The organism is Serratia sp. Je.1.23.a (genome assembly GCF_051129805.1).
Taxonomy (GTDB): domain Bacteria; phylum Pseudomonadota; class Gammaproteobacteria; order Enterobacterales; family Enterobacteriaceae; genus Serratia; species Serratia liquefaciens.
On record NZ_JBCPSR010000001.1, the window covers coordinates 615542 to 635965 of the forward strand.

Genomic DNA, 20424 nt, shown 5'->3' on the forward strand with positions numbered 1-20424 from the left:
GGTCTGTCTCTGTCGCAGTGGCGAAAGCGTGGCACAGGTGGCCCACGCGCGCGGCTTTAACATAGCAGAATCAACCCGCCGAGGGCAGGGCCAAACGGTTAATCTCCACCGGTTCAAGGATGCGCAAGTCTGTCTCGCGCCGTGCCACGGCCAACATTGCCAGTCCGATACGTTCGGTGGTGGTGACCTGATTGGGGAACAGCCGTTGGGCGCCAAACCACAGCGGTTTAAAAAGCCGGTACAGCAGATCATAAAGCCGGGTTCGGGAGCGGATGCCGTGCAGCGGCACGATAACGCCCGGGCGGAACATCACCGCATGGAACGGCAGCGCCAACAAGGCATTTTCGGTTGCGCCCTTGACCCGTGCCCACATGCTGCGGCCTTGTTCGCTGCTGTCGGTGCCGACGCCGGAGACGTAAATAAAGACCATGTTCGGGTTTAACCGCGCCAGCGGGCGGCCCGCAGCCAGCGTCAGATCGTAGGTCAGGGCACGGTAGCGTGCTTCGCTCATGCCGGCGGAAGATACGCCTAGGCAGAAGAAGCAGGCGTCATAATCGCTGAGCTGAGTCTCCAGGGCGGACAAATCACTCAGATCGGGCAACGTCAGTTGGCGGAGCTTGGCATCGCTTTGCGCCAGTTCACTGCGGCCGATGCTCAGCACTTCCGTCACCTGCGGATCGAGCAGACATTCGCGCAGTGCGCCTTGCCCGACCATGCCGCTGGCACCGAATATTATCACTTTCATAACCTGTTCTCCTGACGCCCGGCGATGCGTTGATGACGCCAGCGGTTCGGCGTTTGTGATTCCCATTGCATAAAGGCGCGGCTAAATGAATTCAGTTCTTCGAACCCGAGCACGAAGGCAATTTCACCGGGCTCCAGATCGGTATCCGACAGCAGATGACAGGCCGTACGGTGGCGGGTTTTATCCAACAGTTGCTGATAGCTGTAGCCGTGCTGTTGCAGACGACGCTGCAGGGTGCGTGGGCTGAGGTACAGCTCGGCAGCCACGCTGTTCACGCTGGGTCGTTGTCCGCGCATGCTACGGGTGAGGATTGCCATCACCCGTGCGGGCAAACTGTCGTCCTGCTCGACCTTGGCTAACTCGGCTTCCAGCCCAGGCAGCAGCACGGCCAGCATGTCCTGGTTATAGGTGATAAAGGGCTGCTGCATCAGCGCACGATCAAATATCAACACGTCCAACGGGGCGTCGAAGCGGATCGGACAGCTAAAATGGCGCAGCAACGGCGAAGCGGGATCGTGGTGCCGCGTCAGTTCAATCGCCCTCGGTTGAATAGCCAGGCCGGTGCCACGACGGCACAGAGTGGTGATGGACGCAAACATGGCGTCCACCAACAGTTCAGGGGCATGACCTTCGGCCATGGTCCAACGGGTGTGCAACCGCACGGCCTCGCCGTCTTCCGTCAGCGTCAGTTCTTCGGGACACACCAACCGCTTGTAGCGGGCGACTTTTTGCAAGGCCTCCCCCAGCGTCGCCGAATGCAGCGCCGCGACCGAAGCGATATCGTAATGCTCCGGTGCGACGTCACTGCCGAGGCGAAGACCAAAGGCCGTATCATCGGTCAGGCGCGGGAGCGCCTGCCAAATATCAAAGAACTGCCTGGTGGAAAGCTTGACCTTTTCGCGCCCGTGGCTGAGCAGCCCGCTGGGGAGGCCGGCCAGTTGACCAAGCTTTTCAATATCCACCCCCAGCGCTTTGAGACGAATGGCTAAGGCGCTGGAGACCGGGATTTGATCGCTGCTCATGGTGTTCCTTATGATTTGCCGGCCACTAACGCCGCCATGGTTTCGTGATCCGCTTGGCTATCGTCCCGGTCGGTGCTCAGGCTGAGGTAACGGAATTTGGCATCCGCCGCTTCCCGTTCGGCCTGCACCTGTCCGGCGATAAATACCGCATCGCTGCCGAGTAACAGGCGCAGCGGGGGTTCATCCATCTCGGCGATCTGCAAGATAACCTGCGCGGCCTTGGCCGGGTCGCCGGGTTGGTTGCCGTTATGCTGTTGCAAGTAGTCTAGCATGGGCCCAAGCGTTGCCTGATAAGCGGCGCTGACAGGGGCGATGGTCATTGATGAGCCGGCCCAGTCGGTGCGGAAACCGCCGGGTTCAACCAGGGTCACCTTCACGCCGAAGGGCGCAATTTCTTTTGCCAGCGATTCGGAGAAGCCTTCGACCGCCCACTTGGCGGTGTGGTAAGCGCTCAGACCCGGTACGCCAAGGCGTGCGCCTATGGTGGAGATCTGAATGATATGGCCGCTGCCCTGTTGACGCAGCACCGGTAGCGCCGCGCGGGTGACGTTAAAAACGCCATAGAAATTGGTATCGACCTGGGCGCGGAAATCGGCTTCATCGGCATCTTCCACCGGCGCGATGTTGCCATAGCCGGCATTGTTGACCACCACATCCAGTCGGCCGAAGCTGTCTATTGCTGTCTGTACCGCACGTTTGGCGGCCACGGCGTCAGTAACGTCCAGCGCCACGGTGACCACTTGCTCACCGTACTGTTCCACCAGCGACTGTAACTGCTGTGGCTGGCGTGCGGTCGCGACCAGACGGTGGCCGGCGGCCAATACAGCCTGCGCCAACTGCTGGCCCAAACCGCGTGAACTGCCGGTAATTAACCATACCTGAGACTGAGACATAACCACCTTCCTGTACCTGCTTGTTGAAGAGGTTCTACTCTAGAAGGTTCGTCCACATGCGGATAATCCGATTGCGCCAGAGTTTAATCCGATCGCGCCAATGTGATGTCGCGCTCTGGGGCGTGCGCCAGCATCAGCATTTGAATGGTCTCGCCAACCCGTTGCACCGCTTGTTCAATCTCTGGCGTCAGCTTGGGCGCATAGTTGATACGCAGGCAGTTACGGTATTTACCGGAGGCGGAAAAAATGCTGCCGACGGCGATCTGCACACCCTGTTGTTCCAAATGGCGATTTAGCCGCAGGGTATCAAACGCTTCATCCAGCTCAATCCACAGCATAAAGCCGCCGCGCGGTTGGCTAACACGGGTACCGGGCGGGAAGTACTTCATAATCCATCCGGTCATCACGTCCCGGTTCTGCTGGTAGCGGGTACGCATGCGCCGCAAATGTTGCAGATAGTGGCCGTGGCGGATGAATTCGGCAATCGCCAGCTGTGGCTGGGTCGCGGTAGAGCCGGTGCCGATATATTTCATGTGCAACACGCGCTCCAGATAACGCCCTGGGGCAATCCAACCGATGCGCAGGCCGGGGGCCAGCGTTTTGGAGAACGAGCTGCACAGCAATACCCGGCCGTCTTCATCGAAGGATTTGATGGTGCGAGGCCTTGGGTATTGGTAGGCGATATCACCGTATACGTCGTCTTCGATGATCGTCACATCGTAGCGCTGCGCCAGCGTCAGCAAACGCTGTTTGCGCTCCTCCGGCATAATGTAACCCAAGGGGTTATTGCAGTTGGGCGTCAACAGAATGGTTTTCACCGGCCACTGCTCCAGCGCCAGTTCCAGCGCCTCCAGGCTGATCCCGGTCAGCGGATCGGTAGGGATTTCCAACGCCTTCATGCCCAACCCTTTCAGCGTTTGCATGGTGCCGTGAAAGCAGGGGGAGTCTACCGCCACGATATCCCCCGGCTGGCAGACGGCGCGCAGGCCGGTGAACAACGCCTCGTGGCAGCCGGTGGTGATCACCAACTGGTCGGCGCTAATCTGGCAACCGGAGTCCAGCAGCAGCCGGGCGATTTGTTCACGCAAGCCGATAACGCCTTGAATACTGTCGTAGAGCAGGCTGCGCAGATCGCCGTGACGGCCCAGGGTGCCCAGCGCTTTGGTCAACGGTTTCAGCGTAGGTTCGCTGATATCCGGCATGCCACGGCCGAGCTGGATCACATCTTCGCGTGGTTTATTACGGATCAGTTCCAGTACCTGCTCCCACTGCGAAATATCTACCGGTCGTTGCACCGGACGGGTGACGGCGGGAAGCTCGGCCAGAGTGCGGCGCCTTTGTACGAAATAGCCGGATTTGGGGCGCGCTTCCACCAGTTGGCTCTCTTCCAGCAGGCGATAGGCCTGTTGCACCGTGCTGATGCTGACGCCGTGTTCCAGGCTTAGGGCGCGCACCGACGGCAGACGATCGCCGGCCGGATAGAGCCCCTGTTCGATGCGTTGGCTAAGGAGCGCGGCCAGGGTGGCGTAGCGTGTCATACAGATACCCAAAGTGAGAGTGGTTGAGGAAAAAACCGGTACAGATGAGATTAAATTAGACCATTCAGATAGGCAGAGACAGCTTTTGTATGGAAAAAATATCAACGCCCTGAATCTGTATTGTTTTTCGCTCGATCAGCATCATAGGTTTCGTGGCCAAACCGAAAGAGGACCTGTGATGAGCATTTCTGTTGAGGGCGAACCGGTACAGCACCGGGCGAGATTTCCACTTTGGCAGTTGTACCTGCAGCGTTATCGCACCCGTAGATCTTTGTTGCAGTTGGACGATGTTCAACTGGCGGACATTGGTCTGTCGCGCGCGCAGGCAATGCAAGAAGGGCGCAAGCCTTTTTGGAGAACATAAATGTTGAAATTGTTGGGTAAGGCCTCGTCGATCAATGTGCGCAAAGTATTGTGGACCAGCCATGAACTGGCGTTGCCGCTGTCCAGAGAAGACTGGGGCAGTGGTTTTCGATCCACGCAAACACCGGAGTTTTTGGCCCTCAACCCCAATGGCCTGGTGCCGGTATTGATTGACGGCGATCGGGTGCTGTGGGAATCCAACACGATTTGTCGTTACCTGGCGGGCCGGGAAGGGCGTCAGGATCTGTTGCCGACAGAACCGGGCGCACGGGCAGCGGTAGAAATGTGGATGGACTGGCAGGCCACCGATCTCAACAACGCCTGGCGCTATGTTTTCATGTCGCGAGTTCGCCAGGATGCCGCCTACCAGGATCAGGAGCGACTGGCAGCGGCGGAGCGGGAGTGGAACAGGTTAATGGGCATGCTCGAACAGCATTTGGCGCAGGGGAATGCTTATATTGCTGGCACGACCTTTAGCCTGGCGGATGTGGTCATTGGGCTGTCGCTCAATCGTTGGCTGATGACGCCTTTCTCGCGCCCGGATTACCCAGGGTTACAAGGGTATTTGCAACGGCTGCAACAGCGGCCGGGTTTCTTGCTGTATGGTGCCAACGGGTTGCCGTGATATGAAATAAAATATTCATTTTGGCCTGACATCTTTGGCCAGAAGACGCAGCGTACCCTCGAGGCGGCCTCGTTACATTCCCGTCTGCAAGGTTTCATGAACGGCATCACGGATATGAGTTTTATTTTTCTCTTTGCTTGTTATTGAAATTTATATTTCATATAACCGTATCACAGACGGTGCGTTTCATTGAGTGGCGCGCTGACCAGATTACGGATACAGGCAACGGGAGAGGGTGATGAAACAGGTACGCGTTGGTTTGATTGGCACTGGCTACATTGGGCGCTGCCACGCTATTGCTTATGCGCAGGCTGCCACGGTATTTCCACTGAAGGGGGAACTGGTGTTGGAAATGCTGGCGGAAGTGACGCCGGAGCTGGCGCAGCAGCGCGCTGCGGAATTTGGTTTCTCTCGTTCGACCGCCGACTGGCGCCAGCTGGTGGCCGATCCGGCTATTGATGTGGTGGATATCTGCGCGCCGAATTTCCTGCATAAGGAGATGGCGCTGGAAGCGATTCGCCACGGCAAACACGTTTATTCTGAAAAACCGCTGGCGTTGGACGCCAAAGACGCCGCTGAAATGGTGCAGGCCGCTCGCGCCAAGGGGGTTAAAACGCTGGTGGGTTTCAACTATATGAAGAACCCGACCAGCCAGCTGGCGCGCGAAATTATCGCCAATGGCGAGATTGGCGAAGTGGTGCATTTTTACGGCACTCACAATGAAGATTATCTCGCCGATCCGCGTACGCCTATCGACTGGCACTGCCGCAAGGCCACGGCCGGGTTAGGCGCGCTGGGCGATTTGGCGGCGCATATTGTCAACATGGCGCATTACCTGGTGGGTGACATTGTGGCGGTCTCCGGCGATATGCAGACCATCATCAAACAGCGCCCGGATGCGAAAGACCCTACGCTGATGCATCAGGTTGAAAATGAGGATCAGGCCAGCGCGCTGGTGCGTTTTGCCGGTGGCGCCATGGGTACCATCGAGACTTCACGCATTGCCTGCGGGCGCAAGATGGGGCTGACCTACGTGGTCACCGGAACCAAGGGTACGTTAAGTTACACCCAGGAGCGAATGGCGGAGCTGAAGCTGTATCGTCACGATGAGCCGGCGGAGCGCCAAGGGTTTAAAACGCTGCTGGTAGGCCCTAAGCATCCGGATTACGCCGCCTTCTGTATTAGCGCAGGGCACGGCATTGGTTTTAACGATCAGAAAACGGTGGAGATCCGCGACCTGGTTAACGGCATTGCCGCCGGTGATCGCATGTGGCCTGACTTTGAAGAGGGCTGGAAAGTATCTTGCGTGCTGGATGCGATAGCCGCCTCCGCCGAACAACGGCGCTGGCTGGAAATTAATCGCGATTAACCCAGGGCTATGACGCTCACAACTTGAGAGCGTCATAGCTTAACTGGCTAATAAGTTAATAAGCTATTAGCTTGATAACTTGCTGCGGTGATAGCCTGCCAATCAAAAAGCGAAGCAGGAACAACCGAATGCGCCCCAAAAGGCATTGTCGTCTGAAACAGGAATGCTGGAACGGCGGGCGACGTCATGCTGATGCGCGTGCACGCCGCAAGGGCCGCAACACTGGTGCGCCTGGCTCAGCACCCCGACGCGGGCCGCGGCAGAAGGAGGGGCAGAGCGATAATGCCCCGGCACCTGGGTCACCGGCGACCAGTCAGGCAGTACCGGAATTGCCGGCGGTGCCAGCGGTGAAAAACTGCCGGCGGCGTACACCACCTTGCCGTCCACCACCGTCATCACCGATTCAATCCCCTTGATCTGCTCCTCGGGTACGCTGAAATAATCCTGCGACAGCACGGCCAGATCGGCTAACTGTCCGACCTTAATCTGTCCTTTTTTACCCTGTTCGGTTGAGAACCAGGCGCTGCCCTGGGTCCACAACATCAGGGCCGTTTCGCGATCCAGTCGCGCACTGTCGTCGTACATCGCCATACCGCCAACGGTACGGCCGGACACCAGCCAATACAGCGCCGTCCACGGGTTATAACTGGCCACGCGGGTGGCGTCGGTGCCTAACCCTACCGGCAACTCGGCCGCCAGCATTTTTGCGACCGGCGGCGTCTGTTTGGCGGCTTCTTTGCCGTAGCGTTCGGCAAAGTATTCCCCCTGAAATGCCATGCGATGCTGTACGGCAATGCCGCCGCCCAGCGCTTTCACCCGCTCGATGTTACGTTCTGAGATGGTTTCCGCGTGGTCGAAGATCCAGTGCAGGCCATTGAACGGAATATCGCGATTCACCTTTTCGAACACGTTCAGCATGCGGCTGATGGATTCGTCATAGGTGGCATGCAGGCGGAACGGCCAGCGGTGCTCGACCAGATGGCGCACTACGCGCTCGAGCTCATCTTCCGTACCTTCCGGCAGATCCGGACGCGGCTGGAGGAAATCCTCGAAGTCGGCGGCGGAGAACACCAACATTTCACCGGCACCGTTATGACGGTAAAAATCGGTGCCCTGACCGGGTTTCAGCATGTCGGTCCACAGCTGGAAATCTTCCAGCTCCTGCTTCGGTCGCTGAGTGAACAGGTTATAGGCGATACGCAGAGTGAGTTGCTGCTTATCGTGCAGTTCGGAAATCACCTGATAGTCATCGGGGTAGTTCTGGAAGCCGCCGCCGGCGTCGATGGCGCTGGTCAGGCCCAGGCGATTGAGCTCGCGCATAAACTGACGGGTGGAATTGACCTGTTGTTCAAGCGGCAGCTTGGGCCCTTTGGCCAGCGTGGCATACAGGATCATGGCATTAGGCTTGGCAATCAGCATGCCGGTTGGGTTGCCGTTGCCATCGCGCTGGATCTCACCCCCCGGCGGGTTTGGCGTGTCCTTGGTGTAGCCCACCACTTTCAGCGCGGCTCGGTTGAGTAAAGCGCGATCGTACAGGTGCAGAATAAACACCGGGGTGTCCGGCGCCGCCTGATTGATTTCGTCCAGCGTTGGCATGCGGCGTTCCGCGAACTGGAATTCGGTCCAGCCGCCGACCACCCGCACCCATTGTGGGCTGGGGGTATGCAGTGCCTGCTCTTTCAGCATGCGCAGCGCATCGGCCAACGACGGCACGCCTTCCCAACGCAGCTCAAGATTGTAGTTCAGACCGCCGCGGATCAGGTGCAGGTGCGAGTCATTGAGGCCGGGGACGGCGGTGTGGCCGTGCAGGTCAATCACCTGAGTTTCAGGTCCTGCATGCTGCATAACGTCGTTTTCACTGCCGACGGCGAGGAATTTGCCGTCGCGGATAGCAACCGCCTGGGCGGTAGGCGCCTCGCGATCGACGGTGTGAAATTTACCGTTGGTGATAATCAGGGAAGCAGAATTACTCATAATGTTCTCCCGGCAGGCCGCCTAACGGCGGGTGAGCCATTGATGAAATATGCGTGTGACTATCGGCATCCAGAGGAAGACCACCAGGGCGACGACGGTGGCGTCATTAAGCAGGTGGCCGACCAGCGTGCCGTTCAACTGCGGCAACAGGTTTCCCCAAAACCAGGGCACCAGATTGGTGGACGGAAAAATCACCAGCAGGGTGATCAAAAATTGTTTCCACTTGGCGGGCTGGCGGGTATTGGCGCTCGGCGGCGTGAACCAGAATTCTGCGCCGGGCCGAATTTCAATGCTGTCGCTCTCCAGCAGCAGCGGCGAAACTTCCTCGATGTAGCGTTTGCGCAGCGGTGAATTCACCCACTGGGACAGGTTGTCGAGGTTGTCAAAACGGACCAGTACGGTGTAGGCCTGCTCATGACCGGTGGGGCGGATCACGTTAACGCCCAGATGTCCGGCAAAGTTGGCGGCTTCGGGCATAATGCGCTTCAGCCAGGCCTCGTAGGCCGGTTCCTGCCCCGGCGCCAAACGGTGAGTGATAACTAGCGTGACATGCTGCGGGTGGGCCATAGCACCGACTCCAGAAAAACCCCGGCGACGCGGCCGGGGTTAAGGTTTATTTCGCCACCCGCGCCGGGGCGTGATGCACCATGGTGTAAGCGTAGTCAACGCCCATGCCGTAAGCACCGCTGTGTTCGCGCACCAGTTCCATAACCGCGTCGTAAGTCTCTTTGCGCGCCCAGTCGCGTTGATACTCCAATAGCACCTGCTGCCAGGTTACCGGGATGGCACCGGCCTGCACCATACGGTCGATGGAACGCTCATGCGCATCCACCGAGGTACCGCCGGAAGTGTCGGTGACCACGTAAACTTCATAGCCTGCCTCGAGCGCCATCAGCGCCGGGAAAGTCAGACAGACTTCGGTCCACAGCGCGGAAATCACCAGCTTTTTGCGACCGGTGGCTTCAACGGCCTTTACGAAGGCTGCGTCTTCCCAGGAGTTCATCGAAGTGCGTTCAATCGGGGTGATTTCAGGGTGAACCGCCAACAGTTCTGGCCAGATGTAGCCGCTGAAACTTTCGGTTTCAACCGAGGTGAAAAGGGTGGGAACATTAAAAATCTTGCCGGCTTTCGCCAGACCGACCACGTTGTTTTTCAGCTGCTGGCGATCAATATTGGCCACGCCAAAAGACATTTGCGGCTGGTGGTCAATGAAAATCAGTGCAGAATTATCTTTATCAAGCAATTGAAACTTAGACATTATTTACCTTCCCAGAAAGACTTAGGTTTAACAACGGGTGAATGTAACGTCGATAAACCGCATGGTAGGCAGGGGCTGATTTCAAAGATAGCGCAGAATTTTTGCCGTCTTGTTGAGTTTTTTTATACACGGAGAGGAAGCGATGAGGTTAAACCTGGAGGCGTTATTGATTCTGGATGCGCTCGATCGGCACGGGTCATTTGCGGCCGCCGCCGCCGTGCTGTTTAAAACACCTTCGGCGTTGAGCTATATGGTGCAAAAACTGGAGAGCGATCTCGACATCACCTTGCTCGATCGCTCAGGCCACCGCGCCAAATTCACCGATACCGGCAAGTTGATGTTGGAAAAGGGCCGGGTGCTATTGCGCGCCGCACAGGATTTGGAGCAGCAGGCTCGCTATGTGGAAAACGGCTGGGAAAGCGAGATCACTCTCGGTATCGATGCCTCGTTTCCTTTTGAGCGCCTGTTGCCGCTGATGGAAGAATTTTATCAGCAGAATCACCATACCCGGCTGCGCGTTAGTCACGAGGTGCTGGCGGGATCCTGGGAGTCGCTGGTTTATGGTTGTGCGGATATTATTATTGGCGCGATTTGTGAACCCCCGTCGCGGGTAGGCTATGCTTTTAGTCAGTTGGGTCGGTTGGACTACGTATTTGCCGTCGCGCCGCAACACCCGCTGGCGACAATGCCGGAGCCTTTGCCGAAGGCAGAGATCCGTCAGCACCGAGCCGTGGTGGTGCGTGATACCTCAAGGGTGAACGCACCGCAGAACCTGAATATTCTCGAGGAGCAGGACACCTTGACGGTGTTCGGTTTCGACGCCAAGTTGCGGGCGCAGCTCAGCGGTCTCGGCTGTGGTTATTTGCCGCGTTATCTGGCTGAACCTTACCTGAAAAGTGGCGAGTTGGTTGCGAAAAACGTCGAATCTGAGCGCTGCAGCGACGTCGCTTATTTTGGCTGGCGTGAGAATAACGCCGGTTTGGCGTCCAAATGGTGGCGTGAACGCTTGCAGCAGTGTGCCGATGCCGGGAGCCTGTACCCGGCATCTTGATGCCCCGCCATTGTGCGGAACGACAAGGATGCAGAATGATGAGAACAGGGATGTGGCTTTTGGTAGCGTTGTTACCGTTGCTGGCCGGTTGTAATACGGACCACCGTACCGAGATTGCCGGGCTGGAAAAACCGATGGCTGTCGCGGCATCGGTGCAGCCGCCGTCGGGCAACTACCCGGAAAGAATGCGTCGTGCTATTACGCAAGAAATGCCGACGCTCGGCAAATACAAATCCCAAACCTGTTCGATCAGCATTCATCTGTTACCGGACGGCTCCCTGAAGGACTTCAAGGTACTGGCAGGCGATGCTGAGTTTTGCGCTGTAGCAAGTCAGGCAGTACAGCGCGTCAAACTGCCCAAAATGACCAGTCAGACCGAATACGCCTTATTCAACAGCTCGGTGCTGGATTTCGTTCCCTGATGCCGATGGCTTACCGCATCGGATGAGCTCGCGATTGTGTGGGGCATCAAAAGTACGGCATAAATAGCTGATTTTTAACTTTGCTTTACCGCTTTCGTTATTTTGAGCGCCTGCGCTGCTCGCAGATACTGAGGAAAATGACCCACAGCGAGCCGCCGCATGTCCTCAGCCAAAAGCCACAGCCACTATTTGCATTCTGCACAACGCCTTTGGATTCAAAAGCTTAACCAGCGCTGGTATTGGCGATGCGAGTTGCCGACCTGGGGCATCATGGCGGCGGTGTACGGCGGCTGGTTTGGGGTGGTGCACTACTGGCAGTCGCTGGGACCCTGGCTTGGCACGCCGTTGCTGATTTTGTTGGCCACCTGGTATATGTCGTTGCAGCATGAGCTGATCCACGGCCATCCGACGCGGTGGCCTCGCATCAATCAACTCTTTGGCCTGTTGCCGCTGGCGGTGTGGTATCCCTATGGGCTGTATCGCGATTCGCATATTCAGCATCACCGCAATGAACATCTGACCGACCCGCATGAAGATCCCGAAAGTTATTATTTCAGTCAGACACAGTGGCAGCGTTATCCCAGATTGTTTCCGCTGTTGGCCAAGGTGCGCAATACGCTTAGCGGACGGATTGTGTTCGGTCCGGCGCTGGATATCGTCGCGACGGGGGTTAATGCGCTGAAAGCGATTGCCGCCGGTGAACTGCGCACGTTGGCGATGTGGTTGGTGCATCTGCTGCTGCTGGCGGCAGTGCTGGTTTGGCTGAAGCAACATGGCATTGGCACGGCGTTTTACCTGTTGGCGATCGGCTATCCAGCGCTGGCGCTGACCAAGATAAGATCGTTTTTTGAGCACCGAGCCGTTGAAGCTCCGCAGGCACGTTCTATTATTAATGAGGCGGCTTGGCCGTGGCGGCTGCTGTTTCTCAATCTGAACTATCATTTAGTTCACCATGATCTCCCCGGCTTGCCGTGGTACGGTTTAAGGCAGGTCTATCTGGCGGAGCGCGGTGCTTACCAGCAGCGCAGCCAGGGATTTGTGGTGCAGGGCTATGGCCAATGGGTCAGCGAATACGCTTTTACCCCGGTCGCCGTTGAGGTTCATCCGTTTAACGCCGGCGAGCCGCTAAAGGAAGTTCAGGGCGAAACCGAAGCCTGGCCGGCGGAGACTTTTATCGTGCGATGGAAACGCGCGTCTCAGGATTTTCCAATCGATCTGGCCAAATAGCCGGAAAATACACAACAAGAGGAAAAAGTATGGCAATCACCCCATTACGTGGTCGCGTTTTCGCTTTGGCACTGGGTTTACTTGCCGCGAGTATCGGCGTGACTCAGGCGGCCGATACGGTGCGCGTGGGCTCAAAAATCGATACCGAAGGCTCGCTGCTGGGTAACATCATCGTGCAGGTGCTGGAGTCCAACGGCATCAAAACCACCAACAAATTACAGCTCGGTACCACCAAGGTGCTGCGCGGGGCGATCACCTCCGGCGAGATTGACATCTACCCGGAATACACCGGCAACGGCGCATTTTTCTTCTCCGATGAAAAAGATCCGGCGTGGAAGAACGCCCAGGCCGGTTTTGAGAAGGTCAAAAAACTCGATTACGACAAGAACAAAATTGTCTGGCTGGATGCTTCGCCGGCCAACAATACCTGGACTATTGCCATCCGTCAGGACGTGGCGGACGCCAACCACCTGAAGACGCTGGCCGATCTGGGCAAATGGATCAACGGCGGCGGCAAGTTCAAACTGGCGGCCTCGGCAGAATTTATCGAACGTCCGGACGCACTGCCGGCATTCCAGAATGCCTATGGCTTTAAGCTGAATCAGGATCAACTGCTGTCGCTGGCTGGAGGGGACACGGCGGTGACCATTAAAGCGGCGGCGGAGCAAACCTCCGGCGTGAACGCGGCCATGGCTTACGGCACCGATGGCCCGGTGGCGGCTCTGGGGCTACAAACGCTGGAAGACCCAAAAGGGGTGCAGCCGATTTACGCACCGGCACCGATCATTCGTGAAGCCGCGCTGAAACAGCACGCCAATATCGCCGAGTTGCTGAAGCCGGTCTTTGCAACGCTGGACGGCCCGACGCTGCAAAAACTTAATGCGCAGATCGCGGTGGAAGGTCAGGATGCCAAACAGGTTGCGGCCGCTTATCTGAAAGAAAAAGGATTGGTTAAGGGATAGCGCTGATATTCCCTCTCTCCCCATGGGAGAGAGGGAGAGCAGGGCCCATTGACTATGGAGCCGGAGAGTTTCTTTGATTATTGCCGTAAAAAACCGCGTATTACTGACGCTGCTTGTTCTGTTGCTGCTGGCCGCATTTGGCCTGCCGTTCCTCAGCTATGCCCCCAATCGCCTGCTGTCGGGCAAGAGCATTTCCCTGATTTCCCTGCTGCACGGCCCGGCGCTGTGGCTATTGGCCCCGCTGTTGATGCTGGCAGTGCTCAGCCTGTTGCCACCGCTCAGGCGCAATGCATTGCTGACCGCGCTGGCGGCTGCAGCGCTGCTGGCGCTCACCTTCTGGCTGAGCGGGCATGCCGCGCAGCAGTTGGCGCAGGAAGGTTCAAAACTGGCGCGTACCTCCTGGGGCAGCGGCTGCTGGCTGATGCTGGCGCTGAGCCTGCTGATGGCTGCCGATGCCATCACCCGCATCACATCTTCGCATTTGTGGCGCATGCTCGGCAACCTGCTGGTGATATTGCCTGCGCTGGCGCTGCTGTTCGGCCACCAGTTGGATCAGCTTTCGCTGCTGAAAGAGTATTACAACCGGCAAGATGTGTTTGATGCCGCGCTGTTGCAGCACCTGACTATTCTGCTGGCGACGATGGTCCCGGCGCTGCTGATCGGCGTGCCGCTCGGGGTGTTGTGTTTTCGTTCATCCCGTTTGCAAACCCCGATCTTCTCCACGCTGAACATTATCCAGACCGTGCCGTCGATTGCCCTGTTCGGCCTGCTGATCGCACCGTTGGCCGGATTGGCGAAGGCGGTGCCCTGGCTGGCGGAACACGGCGTCAGCGGCATTGGCATGGCGCCGGCGATAGTCGCCCTGGTGTTGTACGCCCTGTTGCCGCTGGTGCGCAGCGTGGTGGCCGGGTTACAGAGCGTGCCTGCCAGCGTGATCGAATCTGCCAGCGGTATGGGGCTGACGCGCGGCCAGATTTTCTTTCGCGTACAGCTGCCGTTGGCTTTGCCGCTGTTTCTGACCGGCGTGCGCATTCTGGCGGTGCAGACCGTCGGTATGGCGGTGGTAGCCGCGTTGATCGGTGCCGGAGGTTTCGGCGCCATCGTTTTCCAGGGTTTGCTGAGCAGCGCGCTGGATCTGGTGCTGCTGGGCGTGATCCCGGTGATCGTGATGGCGGTAATCGTCGATTCGCTGTTTAAATTTATGGTTTCAATTTTGGAAGTGTCACGCCGATGATTCAGTTTAATCAGGTCAGCAAGATTTTTCAGGGTAAGCCGGCGGTGGACGATCTGACGCTGCAGATTGCCAAAGGCGAATTTGCCGTACTGATCGGTACCTCAGGCTCCGGTAAATCCACCACATTAAAAATGATCAACCGGCTGGTCGAACACGATCAGGGCAAAATTTACTTTGCCGATGAAGAGATCCAAAAACTCAAACCGCAGGATCTGCGGCGCCGCATGGGCTATGCCATTCAGTCGATCGGCCTGTTTCCGCATTGGACGGTAGAGGAGAACATCGCCACCGTGCCGCAATTGCTGAAATGGCCGCGGGCACGGATCCGCGATCGGGTGACCGAATTGCTGGAGCTGTTGCACCTGGAGCCGGAACTGTTCCGACACCGTTATCCGCACCAGCTTTCCGGCGGGCAACAGCAGCGGGTGGGAGTGGCGCGCGCGTTGGCTGCCGATCCGGAAGTGTTGTTGATGGACGAACCCTTTGGCGCTCTCGATCCGGTAACGCGCACCGCGCTGCAGACGGAGATTGCGCGTATTCATCATCTCTCCGGGCGCACCATCGTACTGGTGACGCATGACATTGACGAAGCGCTGGCATTGGCCGATCGCATCGTGTTGCTCGATCAGGGCCGTGTGGTGCAACAAGGCACGCCACTGGAGCTACTGACTGCACCGGCCAACGATTTTGTGCGCGATTTCTTTGGCCGAAGCGATCGAGGCATCAAATTGCTTTCTTTAGGCACGGTGGCGGAACGGGTGCGGCCCGGGCATGCGGACGGTGAACCTATTTCCTCCACCATGAACCTGCGTGAAGCGTTGTCGGTATTTGTGGCGCGCGGCAGTGAATGCTTGCCGGTGGTGGGGGAGCAAGGAGAGGCACTCGGCGTGCTGCATTTCAACGATCTGATTGCCCAAAAGGCGCTGTCATGAGTGCGCCTAAAGCCCTGCGTTGGCTGCGCGATCCGCTGCCCTGGACCTTTGCCCTGCTGCTGGCGCTGGTGTTTGGCATGAATCATCTGCATGGCCTGTTTGCTGCCTGGTTTCCCGATCTGGAAAGGCCGGTGTATCAGCAGGACAGTTTTATCTCGCTGGTGTGGGCACATCTGTTGCTGGTCGCGGTCTCCAGTCTGATCGCCGTGGTGATTGGCGTAGCGGCTGGGATCGGCGTGACGCGCCCTGCCGGTAAGGCGTTTCGTTCGCTGGTGGAAACCGTGGTAGCGGTCGGCCAGACTTTTCCGCCCGTGGCGGTGCTGGCGGTAGCGGTACCTGTGATGGGCTTTAGCGAACAGCCGGCGATTATCGCACTGGTGCTGTACGGTTTGCTGCCGATCTTGCAGGGCACGCTGACGGGTATTGAATCGGTACCCAGCGCGACCCGCGAGGTTGCGCAAGGGGTTGGTATGAGCGCCAGGCAAATTCTGTGGCGCGTCGAACTGCCGCTGGCGGCGCCGGTGATTGTTGCCGGTATTCGGACCTCGGTGATCATCAATATCGGCACGGCGGCAATCGCTTCCACCGTCGGCACCAAAACGCTTGGTTCGCCGATAATCATTGGCCTGAGCGGTTTTAATACCGCCTACGTGATCCAGGGCGCGGTAGTGGTGGCGCTGCTGGCGATCATTACCGATATGCTGTTTGAGCGCTGGGTGCGCTATCTCACCGCCTGGCGTCAGCAGACGCAGGCGGCTTCTTCTGCGGGGTAAGGGAATAGGATGCAAGTATCTTTGCCGATGTACGGCGTGACCCATCAGCCGGCCGAATCTTTCTGGCGAGTGCTGCGCGATAAATTACTGCAGTTGGGATTGCCGCTGGCTCCTGAACAGCTCGTCTGGCCGCACGACCTGGCTCAGCACTGGCTACAGGACGATTTATTGCTCAGCCAAACCTGCGGTTATCCGCTGGTCAGCAGCCTGCAGCAGGTGCAGCTGATCGGGACTTATCACTACCGCGTCGAGGGTTGCGAGGGCGCGAACTACAGCAGTTGGTTAGTGGTGCGCGACGACGACCCAGGCGAGCGGCTGGCGGATTTTCGCGGCCGGATCGCCGCATACAACAGTACCGACTCTCAGTCAGGGCATAACAGCTTGCGTGCGCTGATCGCACCCTTGGCACAGAACGGCAGATTCTTCAGTGCTGCCATCGCCTCCGGGGCGCACTATCAGTCGCTCAAGCTGATCCAAAACCGGCAGGCAGACATTGCCGCCGTCGACTGCGTCAGCCTGGAACTGTTGAAACGGGCACGGCCACAGGCGTTGGCCGGGCTGAAAATTATTGGACGAACGGCCAGCGTGCCGGGGCTACCCTTGATTACCTCGTCGCAGACCCCGCCGGAACAGCTGGAAATACTGCGTGCCGGGGCGAAGGCGATGCTGGGCGAAGCGGTAAGCGACAATCTGCTGATCGGCGATTTCAGCCTGGTGCCGCGTTCGGCATACCAAATAATCACCGAGCTGGAGCAGCAGGCCGCCGCCCGCGGGGTGACAGCGCTGTAAGCTTATGACTGGCCCGTGTTCAGGCGGCGCTAAAGCGTGCGTTCAATTTTTGATCGACAATGATCTCGAAGTCAGTAAATAAGGCTTTGGGTTTGACCGTTCGGCCGCGTTTTTCCATCGATACCAGACCGTGGCCGCTGAGCGTTTTCAGCGTGGCGGAAAGATTGCTTATTTGCCGACCGGAGAGTTCCGCCAATCGGCTCATGGTTTCCGGTTTTTCCGTATCAATCATCCGCAGCAAGGCAATATTTTCATTGCTGAGCACCTGGGCCAAAGCAATCATTGAGGTGAACCAGACCTGCGGTTCACGCTCCTGCGGCTGGTATTCACCTTTTGCAATGGCCAGTATCCGTTTGCGGATCAACTCTTCAGGCATTACGCCAATCAGTGCTTTCATCTTCAACCTCGGTTTTCTCTCTTGCTTATGACTTCATCGATTTTAGTGAAGAAATCTTCCACCAACTGAAAAGCGGAATGAAACTCATAGGGTGAGCCTTTATCCGTGGGCGTCTGATGTTGGTGGTCGTAAAGTATTCGGCCTGAAAATCGCCCTTTTCTAGGGACTTTAATGGCATGGGCATTGTCGATGCCAAACACTCGGGTGTTGTATTTATCATGCAGCGTCAAGTTGTAGCGTATGCCATGGGGAATGAAAGCCGTTTTGGTTACTTTCCATGCTTCTATTTTCCACCAGTAGCCATCTTCACGGTTTACTCGGGTGCCATGAAGGCTAAGGATGTAGTCCAGTCCATTGCTTGCATCCATTTTCAGTACTCCAGAAAGTTATGATTTAACCATAACTCTTGAGTGTTTTACGGTCAATGCTATTTCATCAGGAAGAGTGGCAGACTGAATAGATGAGACTTTGACCGCAGAATGGGGTTGAACACAGCGGTAATTTGTTGACGTTTCTGTCGGCGGCAGCGCGCAGAAAATCGCACCAACGGTTGGCGAAAGAAGAGAAGGGGAATTGCTGCTGAAATGGAGCAATGAGGCGGTTACCGCGCCCTTTGCAGATACCGGCGCGCGTCGGGCGACTGCAGCGTTTTTTTACAACAACGCTGCCAGCGCGGGACGCATCACTTGGCCTGAATGCTCTCTGCCGGAGTGGCAGTGGCGGCGGCTTCGTGTGACGTGGCGGTCTCTTCTAGCGGCGTGGTGGAACGGGTGTACATATTCAGCCCGGCCAGGAATACGCCGCCGAGTGAACCAAAGGCACACAGAAAGATAACGATAATGAACGATTTTTTCAGCATGGGGATGATTTCGCAGGTTGCCAGGAACAACGGGAATTATAGACGCTTCGTAATATGAAACAAGAATCGTTTTAATACCCGTCGTCTTTCAAGCGGCAGCGTTTAAATCTGTTTCCGGTGGATTTGTCACTCCAGCCGCTGTAGGGGGCGAATACATTCGCCCCGATTAATTCGGCCGCAGCGTGCAGCGTCCCTACCTTTCCCTGCTTATGCGACTGACCGGGCGAGCAAACAGGAATTTGCCCAGCGTCACCAGCACCACCGCCGCTACGATAATCACCAGCGCCGCCCATTCACGCGGTGCCAGCGATTCGCCGGCAAAACCGATGCCGAGCAGCACGGCCACCACCGGATTGACATAGGCATAACTGGTGGCTACCGCCGGACGCACGTTTTTCAGCAAAAACATATAGGCGCTAATGGCCAACATGGAACCGAAGATAATCAGGTATCCCAGCGCGAAGAAACCTTTGGCGCTGGGCATCTGCGTCAGGCGTTCGCCGCTGAGCTGACTGACGACCAGCAGAACCACTCCGGCAACCAGCATCTCCGCCGCGCCCGCCATCGGTCCGGCCGGTAGCGAAATACGTGACCCCAGCACCGAGCCAAAGGCCCAACTGGCGGAAGCCAGCAGGATCAGTAACGCACCGGTAGGGTTGCCCACCAGGTTATTGCCGGTATTGAGCAATACGATCCCCACCAGGCCCAATGCGATACCTGCCCACTCCAGCTTGGTATTGCGCATGCCCCAAAACAGGCTGAAGAACAGGGTGAACAGCGGTACCGTCGCGACCATCACGGCGGCAATACCGGAAGGTACGTGCTGGTGTTCCGCCACGGTCACCAGACCGTTACCCACCGCCAGTAGCAAGATACCGATAGTGCCAGCGGCCAGCCACTGCCGGGGGGTTGGTAATGCATGGCCGCGCAATGCTAAAAAGCTGAACAGCACTATGCCGGCGACCAAAAAGCGGATACCGGCCATCATCAGCGGTGGCCAGCTCTCCACGCCCAGACGAATAACGAAGTAGGTAGAACCCCAGACAATATATAACGTGAACAGCGCCCCGATTAACGGCAGGACGTTACGGCTACTTTGACTCAGCATGGATATTTATTCTGCAGGGAGGTTATTATTAGAGGACTCAGTAAACCCGATCGCACGGAAGATTAGCAACGCTTTTCACTATTTTTTAACGGCAAGGTCGGCTGGCGAACCGATGAGAATCGAGAGAGAACGCCAGCCTGCAGATAGCCTTGAGCCGAGTGCCGATTACAGCAGCGAAATACGGTAGGCGCAGCGGCGTGCACCGGCCAGAATATGTTCGGAACGTTCAACCTGCGCCTGCAACACCTCGGTGAAAATACTCAGCTCAGCACGGCAGAACCCCTGACAAACGGTAGCGGCGGCGCAAATAGGGCAGTGGTTCTCTACCAACAGAAAGGAGCCGTCTTCCTGAGTACGGCATTCGGCCATATAGCCTTCGCGGCAACGAATGGCCGTCAGACGCTGAACCCGTTCCTGCAAGTCGGTAGCGCCAATCATCGCCTGCTTGTAATTAATCCGCGTTTCTTGCTCGCGGGTGTCAATCAATAATTCAATCGCCTGCTCGCCCAGCTTGTCGCGTACGGTACGCAGCAACTGTACCGTCAATTCTGAATGGGTATCCGGAAAGCGCGCATTGCCGGCGGCGGTCAGGTGCCAGAGCTGCACCGGTCGGCCGACGCCGCGGGTTTCCGCCACGGCTTCAACCAGCCCGTCTTTGGCCAGTTTGACAAACTGCTGGCGCGCAGCCTCACCTGTGGTGCCAAGAACCTTTCCTGCATCAGACGCTTGCTGTGGGCCGCGGGTTTTTAATAGTGTCAGCAAACGGTCACTGACCGATTGTGCGGGACCACCGCCATTTTCCAAGTTTATTCTTGACATATTTCTCCGCCTCGCCCTACCATTATTCCAAGTTAACTCTTGTTAAATTTAACGCAATATCACT

23 protein-coding genes are annotated in these 20424 nt (G+C 57.3%); 11 read left to right on the forward strand and 12 right to left on the reverse strand.

Annotated features, from left to right (window positions below; genetic code table 11):
• Nucleotides 1–70: 70 nt before the first annotated feature.
• From AAZT04_RS03050 to AAZT04_RS03065, 4 genes are all read right to left on the reverse strand, one after another.
• Complete coding sequence (locus tag AAZT04_RS03050) at nt 71–745, reverse strand: epimerase (RefSeq protein WP_434678922.1); 675 nt, start codon at nt 743–745, stop codon at nt 71–73.
• The gene (locus tag AAZT04_RS03055) at nt 742–1767 is read right to left on the reverse strand and encodes an AraC family transcriptional regulator (protein WP_020825859.1); all 1026 of its coding nucleotides are present in this window, start codon (nt 1765–1767) and stop codon (nt 742–744) included. Before AAZT04_RS03055 ends, AAZT04_RS03050 begins: the two co-directional genes overlap by 4 nt.
• Nucleotides 1768–1775: 8 nt before the next feature.
• Nucleotides 1776–2660: an oxidoreductase gene (locus tag AAZT04_RS03060; RefSeq protein ID WP_434678925.1), complete on the reverse strand. Its 885-nt coding sequence runs from the start codon at nt 2658–2660 to the stop codon at nt 1776–1778.
• An 83-nt stretch (nt 2661–2743) separates the two neighbouring features.
• Nucleotides 2744–4198, reverse strand: a complete 1455-nt coding sequence (locus AAZT04_RS03065) for a PLP-dependent aminotransferase family protein (protein ID WP_048761448.1) — start codon at nt 4196–4198, stop codon at nt 2744–2746.
• A gap of 178 nt (nt 4199–4376) precedes the next feature.
• On the opposite strand from AAZT04_RS03065, the gene AAZT04_RS03070 reads away from it, so the two are divergent.
• The 3 genes from AAZT04_RS03070 (at nt 4377) to AAZT04_RS03080 (ending at nt 6555) form a co-directional block, all read left to right on the forward strand.
• Complete coding sequence (locus AAZT04_RS03070) at nt 4377–4562, forward strand: DUF1127 domain-containing protein (RefSeq protein WP_390901165.1); 186 nt, start codon at nt 4377–4379, stop codon at nt 4560–4562.
• Nucleotides 4563–5186: a glutathione S-transferase family protein gene (locus AAZT04_RS03075; RefSeq protein WP_261103411.1), complete on the forward strand. Its 624-nt coding sequence runs from the start codon at nt 4563–4565 to the stop codon at nt 5184–5186.
• 238 nt (nt 5187–5424) lie between these two features.
• The gene (locus AAZT04_RS03080) at nt 5425–6555 is read left to right on the forward strand and encodes a Gfo/Idh/MocA family protein (protein ID WP_020825864.1); all 1131 of its coding nucleotides are present in this window, start codon (nt 5425–5427) and stop codon (nt 6553–6555) included.
• A 102-nt stretch (nt 6556–6657) separates the two neighbouring features.
• On the opposite strand, the gene AAZT04_RS03085 is transcribed toward AAZT04_RS03080, so the two are convergent.
• The 3 genes from AAZT04_RS03085 to AAZT04_RS03095 are packed head-to-tail and all read right to left on the reverse strand — an operon-like array spanning nt 6658 to nt 9787.
• A complete protein-coding gene (locus tag AAZT04_RS03085) occupies nt 6658–8529 on the reverse strand; it encodes an amidohydrolase (RefSeq protein WP_434678928.1) in 1872 nt (623 codons plus the stop codon).
• 21 nt (nt 8530–8550) lie between these two features.
• Entirely contained in the window at nt 8551–9096 is a 546-nt protein-coding gene (locus AAZT04_RS03090; RefSeq protein ID WP_115059469.1) for an antibiotic biosynthesis monooxygenase, read from the reverse strand.
• A gap of 46 nt (nt 9097–9142) precedes the next feature.
• The gene (locus AAZT04_RS03095) at nt 9143–9787 is read right to left on the reverse strand and encodes a hydrolase (RefSeq protein WP_020825867.1); all 645 of its coding nucleotides are present in this window, start codon (nt 9785–9787) and stop codon (nt 9143–9145) included.
• A 142-nt stretch (nt 9788–9929) separates the two neighbouring features.
• Here AAZT04_RS03095 and AAZT04_RS03100 point away from each other — a divergent pair, with 142 nt between their 5' ends.
• The 8 genes from AAZT04_RS03100 (at nt 9930) to AAZT04_RS03135 (ending at nt 17177) form a co-directional block, all read left to right on the forward strand.
• Nucleotides 9930–10838 (forward strand): LysR family transcriptional regulator, encoded by a 909-nt coding sequence (locus AAZT04_RS03100; RefSeq protein ID WP_116690920.1) that lies wholly within the window; start codon nt 9930–9932, stop codon nt 10836–10838.
• Between the two features lie 35 nt (nt 10839–10873).
• A complete protein-coding gene (locus tag AAZT04_RS03105) occupies nt 10874–11260 on the forward strand; it encodes a cell envelope integrity TolA C-terminal domain-containing protein (RefSeq protein WP_434678931.1) in 387 nt (128 codons plus the stop codon).
• A 159-nt stretch (nt 11261–11419) separates the two neighbouring features.
• A complete protein-coding gene (locus AAZT04_RS03110; protein ID WP_349525982.1) occupies nt 11420–12487 on the forward strand; it encodes a fatty acid desaturase in 1068 nt (355 codons plus the stop codon).
• Nucleotides 12488–12516: 29 nt separating this feature from the next.
• Nucleotides 12517–13449 (forward strand): glycine betaine ABC transporter substrate-binding protein OsmF, encoded by a 933-nt coding sequence (osmF, locus tag AAZT04_RS03115; RefSeq protein WP_434678934.1) that lies wholly within the window; start codon nt 12517–12519, stop codon nt 13447–13449.
• 79 nt (nt 13450–13528) lie between these two features.
• Nucleotides 13529–14683 (forward strand): ABC transporter permease, encoded by a 1155-nt coding sequence (locus AAZT04_RS03120; RefSeq protein ID WP_197821228.1) that lies wholly within the window; start codon nt 13529–13531, stop codon nt 14681–14683.
• A complete protein-coding gene (locus AAZT04_RS03125; protein ID WP_434678936.1) occupies nt 14680–15615 on the forward strand; it encodes an ABC transporter ATP-binding protein in 936 nt (311 codons plus the stop codon). The genes AAZT04_RS03120 and AAZT04_RS03125 overlap by 4 nt, the downstream gene beginning before the upstream one ends.
• The gene (locus tag AAZT04_RS03130) at nt 15612–16388 is read left to right on the forward strand and encodes an ABC transporter permease (protein ID WP_116690916.1); all 777 of its coding nucleotides are present in this window, start codon (nt 15612–15614) and stop codon (nt 16386–16388) included. The genes AAZT04_RS03125 and AAZT04_RS03130 overlap by 4 nt, the downstream gene beginning before the upstream one ends.
• 9 nt (nt 16389–16397) lie before the next feature.
• The gene (locus AAZT04_RS03135) at nt 16398–17177 is read left to right on the forward strand and encodes a phosphate/phosphite/phosphonate ABC transporter substrate-binding protein (RefSeq protein ID WP_434678938.1); all 780 of its coding nucleotides are present in this window, start codon (nt 16398–16400) and stop codon (nt 17175–17177) included.
• Nucleotides 17178–17196: 19 nt separating this feature from the next.
• Here AAZT04_RS03135 and AAZT04_RS03140 read toward each other — a convergent pair whose 3' ends face one another.
• From AAZT04_RS03140 to AAZT04_RS03160, 5 genes are all read right to left on the reverse strand, one after another.
• Nucleotides 17197–17574, reverse strand: coding sequence for a transcriptional regulator (locus tag AAZT04_RS03140; protein WP_048761481.1), 378 nt, complete (start codon nt 17572–17574; stop codon nt 17197–17199).
• A gap of 2 nt (nt 17575–17576) precedes the next feature.
• Nucleotides 17577–17942 (reverse strand): DUF6516 family protein, encoded by a 366-nt coding sequence (locus AAZT04_RS03145; protein WP_046374149.1) that lies wholly within the window; start codon nt 17940–17942, stop codon nt 17577–17579.
• A gap of 314 nt (nt 17943–18256) precedes the next feature.
• The gene (locus AAZT04_RS03150; protein ID WP_162838007.1) at nt 18257–18433 is read right to left on the reverse strand and encodes a hypothetical protein; all 177 of its coding nucleotides are present in this window, start codon (nt 18431–18433) and stop codon (nt 18257–18259) included.
• 193 nt (nt 18434–18626) lie between these two features.
• Nucleotides 18627–19541 (reverse strand): drug/metabolite exporter YedA, encoded by a 915-nt coding sequence (gene yedA, locus AAZT04_RS03155; RefSeq protein ID WP_142815664.1) that lies wholly within the window; start codon nt 19539–19541, stop codon nt 18627–18629.
• A 165-nt stretch (nt 19542–19706) separates the two neighbouring features.
• A complete protein-coding gene (locus AAZT04_RS03160; protein ID WP_434678941.1) occupies nt 19707–20360 on the reverse strand; it encodes a helix-turn-helix transcriptional regulator in 654 nt (217 codons plus the stop codon).
• Nucleotides 20361–20424: the final 64 nt, after the last annotated feature.

Coding starts and splice junctions, on each gene's coding strand:
- AAZT04_RS03050 (WP_434678922.1), bottom strand. CDS start 745: ATGAAAGTGATAATATTCGGTGCCAGCGGCATGGTCGGGCAAGGCGCA.
- AAZT04_RS03090 (WP_115059469.1), bottom strand. CDS start 9,096: ATGGCCCACCCGCAGCATGTCACGCTAGTTATCACTCACCGTTTGGCG.
- AAZT04_RS03105 (WP_434678931.1), top strand. CDS start 10,874: ATGATGAGAACAGGGATGTGGCTTTTGGTAGCGTTGTTACCGTTGCTG.
- AAZT04_RS03135 (WP_434678938.1), top strand. CDS start 16,398: ATGCAAGTATCTTTGCCGATGTACGGCGTGACCCATCAGCCGGCCGAA.
- AAZT04_RS03160 (WP_434678941.1), bottom strand. CDS start 20,360: ATGTCAAGAATAAACTTGGAAAATGGCGGTGGTCCCGCACAATCGGTC.
- AAZT04_RS03055 (WP_020825859.1), bottom strand. CDS start 1,767: ATGAGCAGCGATCAAATCCCGGTCTCCAGCGCCTTAGCCATTCGTCTC.
- AAZT04_RS03110 (WP_349525982.1), top strand. CDS start 11,420: ATGTCCTCAGCCAAAAGCCACAGCCACTATTTGCATTCTGCACAACGC.
- AAZT04_RS03100 (WP_116690920.1), top strand. CDS start 9,930: ATGAGGTTAAACCTGGAGGCGTTATTGATTCTGGATGCGCTCGATCGG.
- AAZT04_RS03060 (WP_434678925.1), bottom strand. CDS start 2,660: ATGTCTCAGTCTCAGGTATGGTTAATTACCGGCAGTTCACGCGGTTTG.
- AAZT04_RS03130 (WP_116690916.1), top strand. CDS start 15,612: ATGAGTGCGCCTAAAGCCCTGCGTTGGCTGCGCGATCCGCTGCCCTGG.
- AAZT04_RS03140 (WP_048761481.1), bottom strand. CDS start 17,574: ATGAAAGCACTGATTGGCGTAATGCCTGAAGAGTTGATCCGCAAACGG.
- AAZT04_RS03080 (WP_020825864.1), top strand. CDS start 5,425: ATGAAACAGGTACGCGTTGGTTTGATTGGCACTGGCTACATTGGGCGC.
- AAZT04_RS03085 (WP_434678928.1), bottom strand. CDS start 8,529: ATGAGTAATTCTGCTTCCCTGATTATCACCAACGGTAAATTTCACACC.
- AAZT04_RS03075 (WP_261103411.1), top strand. CDS start 4,563: ATGTTGAAATTGTTGGGTAAGGCCTCGTCGATCAATGTGCGCAAAGTA.
- AAZT04_RS03095 (WP_020825867.1), bottom strand. CDS start 9,787: ATGTCTAAGTTTCAATTGCTTGATAAAGATAATTCTGCACTGATTTTC.
- AAZT04_RS03150 (WP_162838007.1), bottom strand. CDS start 18,433: ATGCTGAAAAAATCGTTCATTATCGTTATCTTTCTGTGTGCCTTTGGT.
- AAZT04_RS03070 (WP_390901165.1), top strand. CDS start 4,377: ATGAGCATTTCTGTTGAGGGCGAACCGGTACAGCACCGGGCGAGATTT.
- AAZT04_RS03125 (WP_434678936.1), top strand. CDS start 14,680: ATGATTCAGTTTAATCAGGTCAGCAAGATTTTTCAGGGTAAGCCGGCG.
- AAZT04_RS03145 (WP_046374149.1), bottom strand. CDS start 17,942: ATGGATGCAAGCAATGGACTGGACTACATCCTTAGCCTTCATGGCACC.
- yedA (WP_142815664.1), bottom strand. CDS start 19,541: ATGCTGAGTCAAAGTAGCCGTAACGTCCTGCCGTTAATCGGGGCGCTG.
- osmF (WP_434678934.1), top strand. CDS start 12,517: ATGGCAATCACCCCATTACGTGGTCGCGTTTTCGCTTTGGCACTGGGT.
- AAZT04_RS03065 (WP_048761448.1), bottom strand. CDS start 4,198: ATGACACGCTACGCCACCCTGGCCGCGCTCCTTAGCCAACGCATCGAA.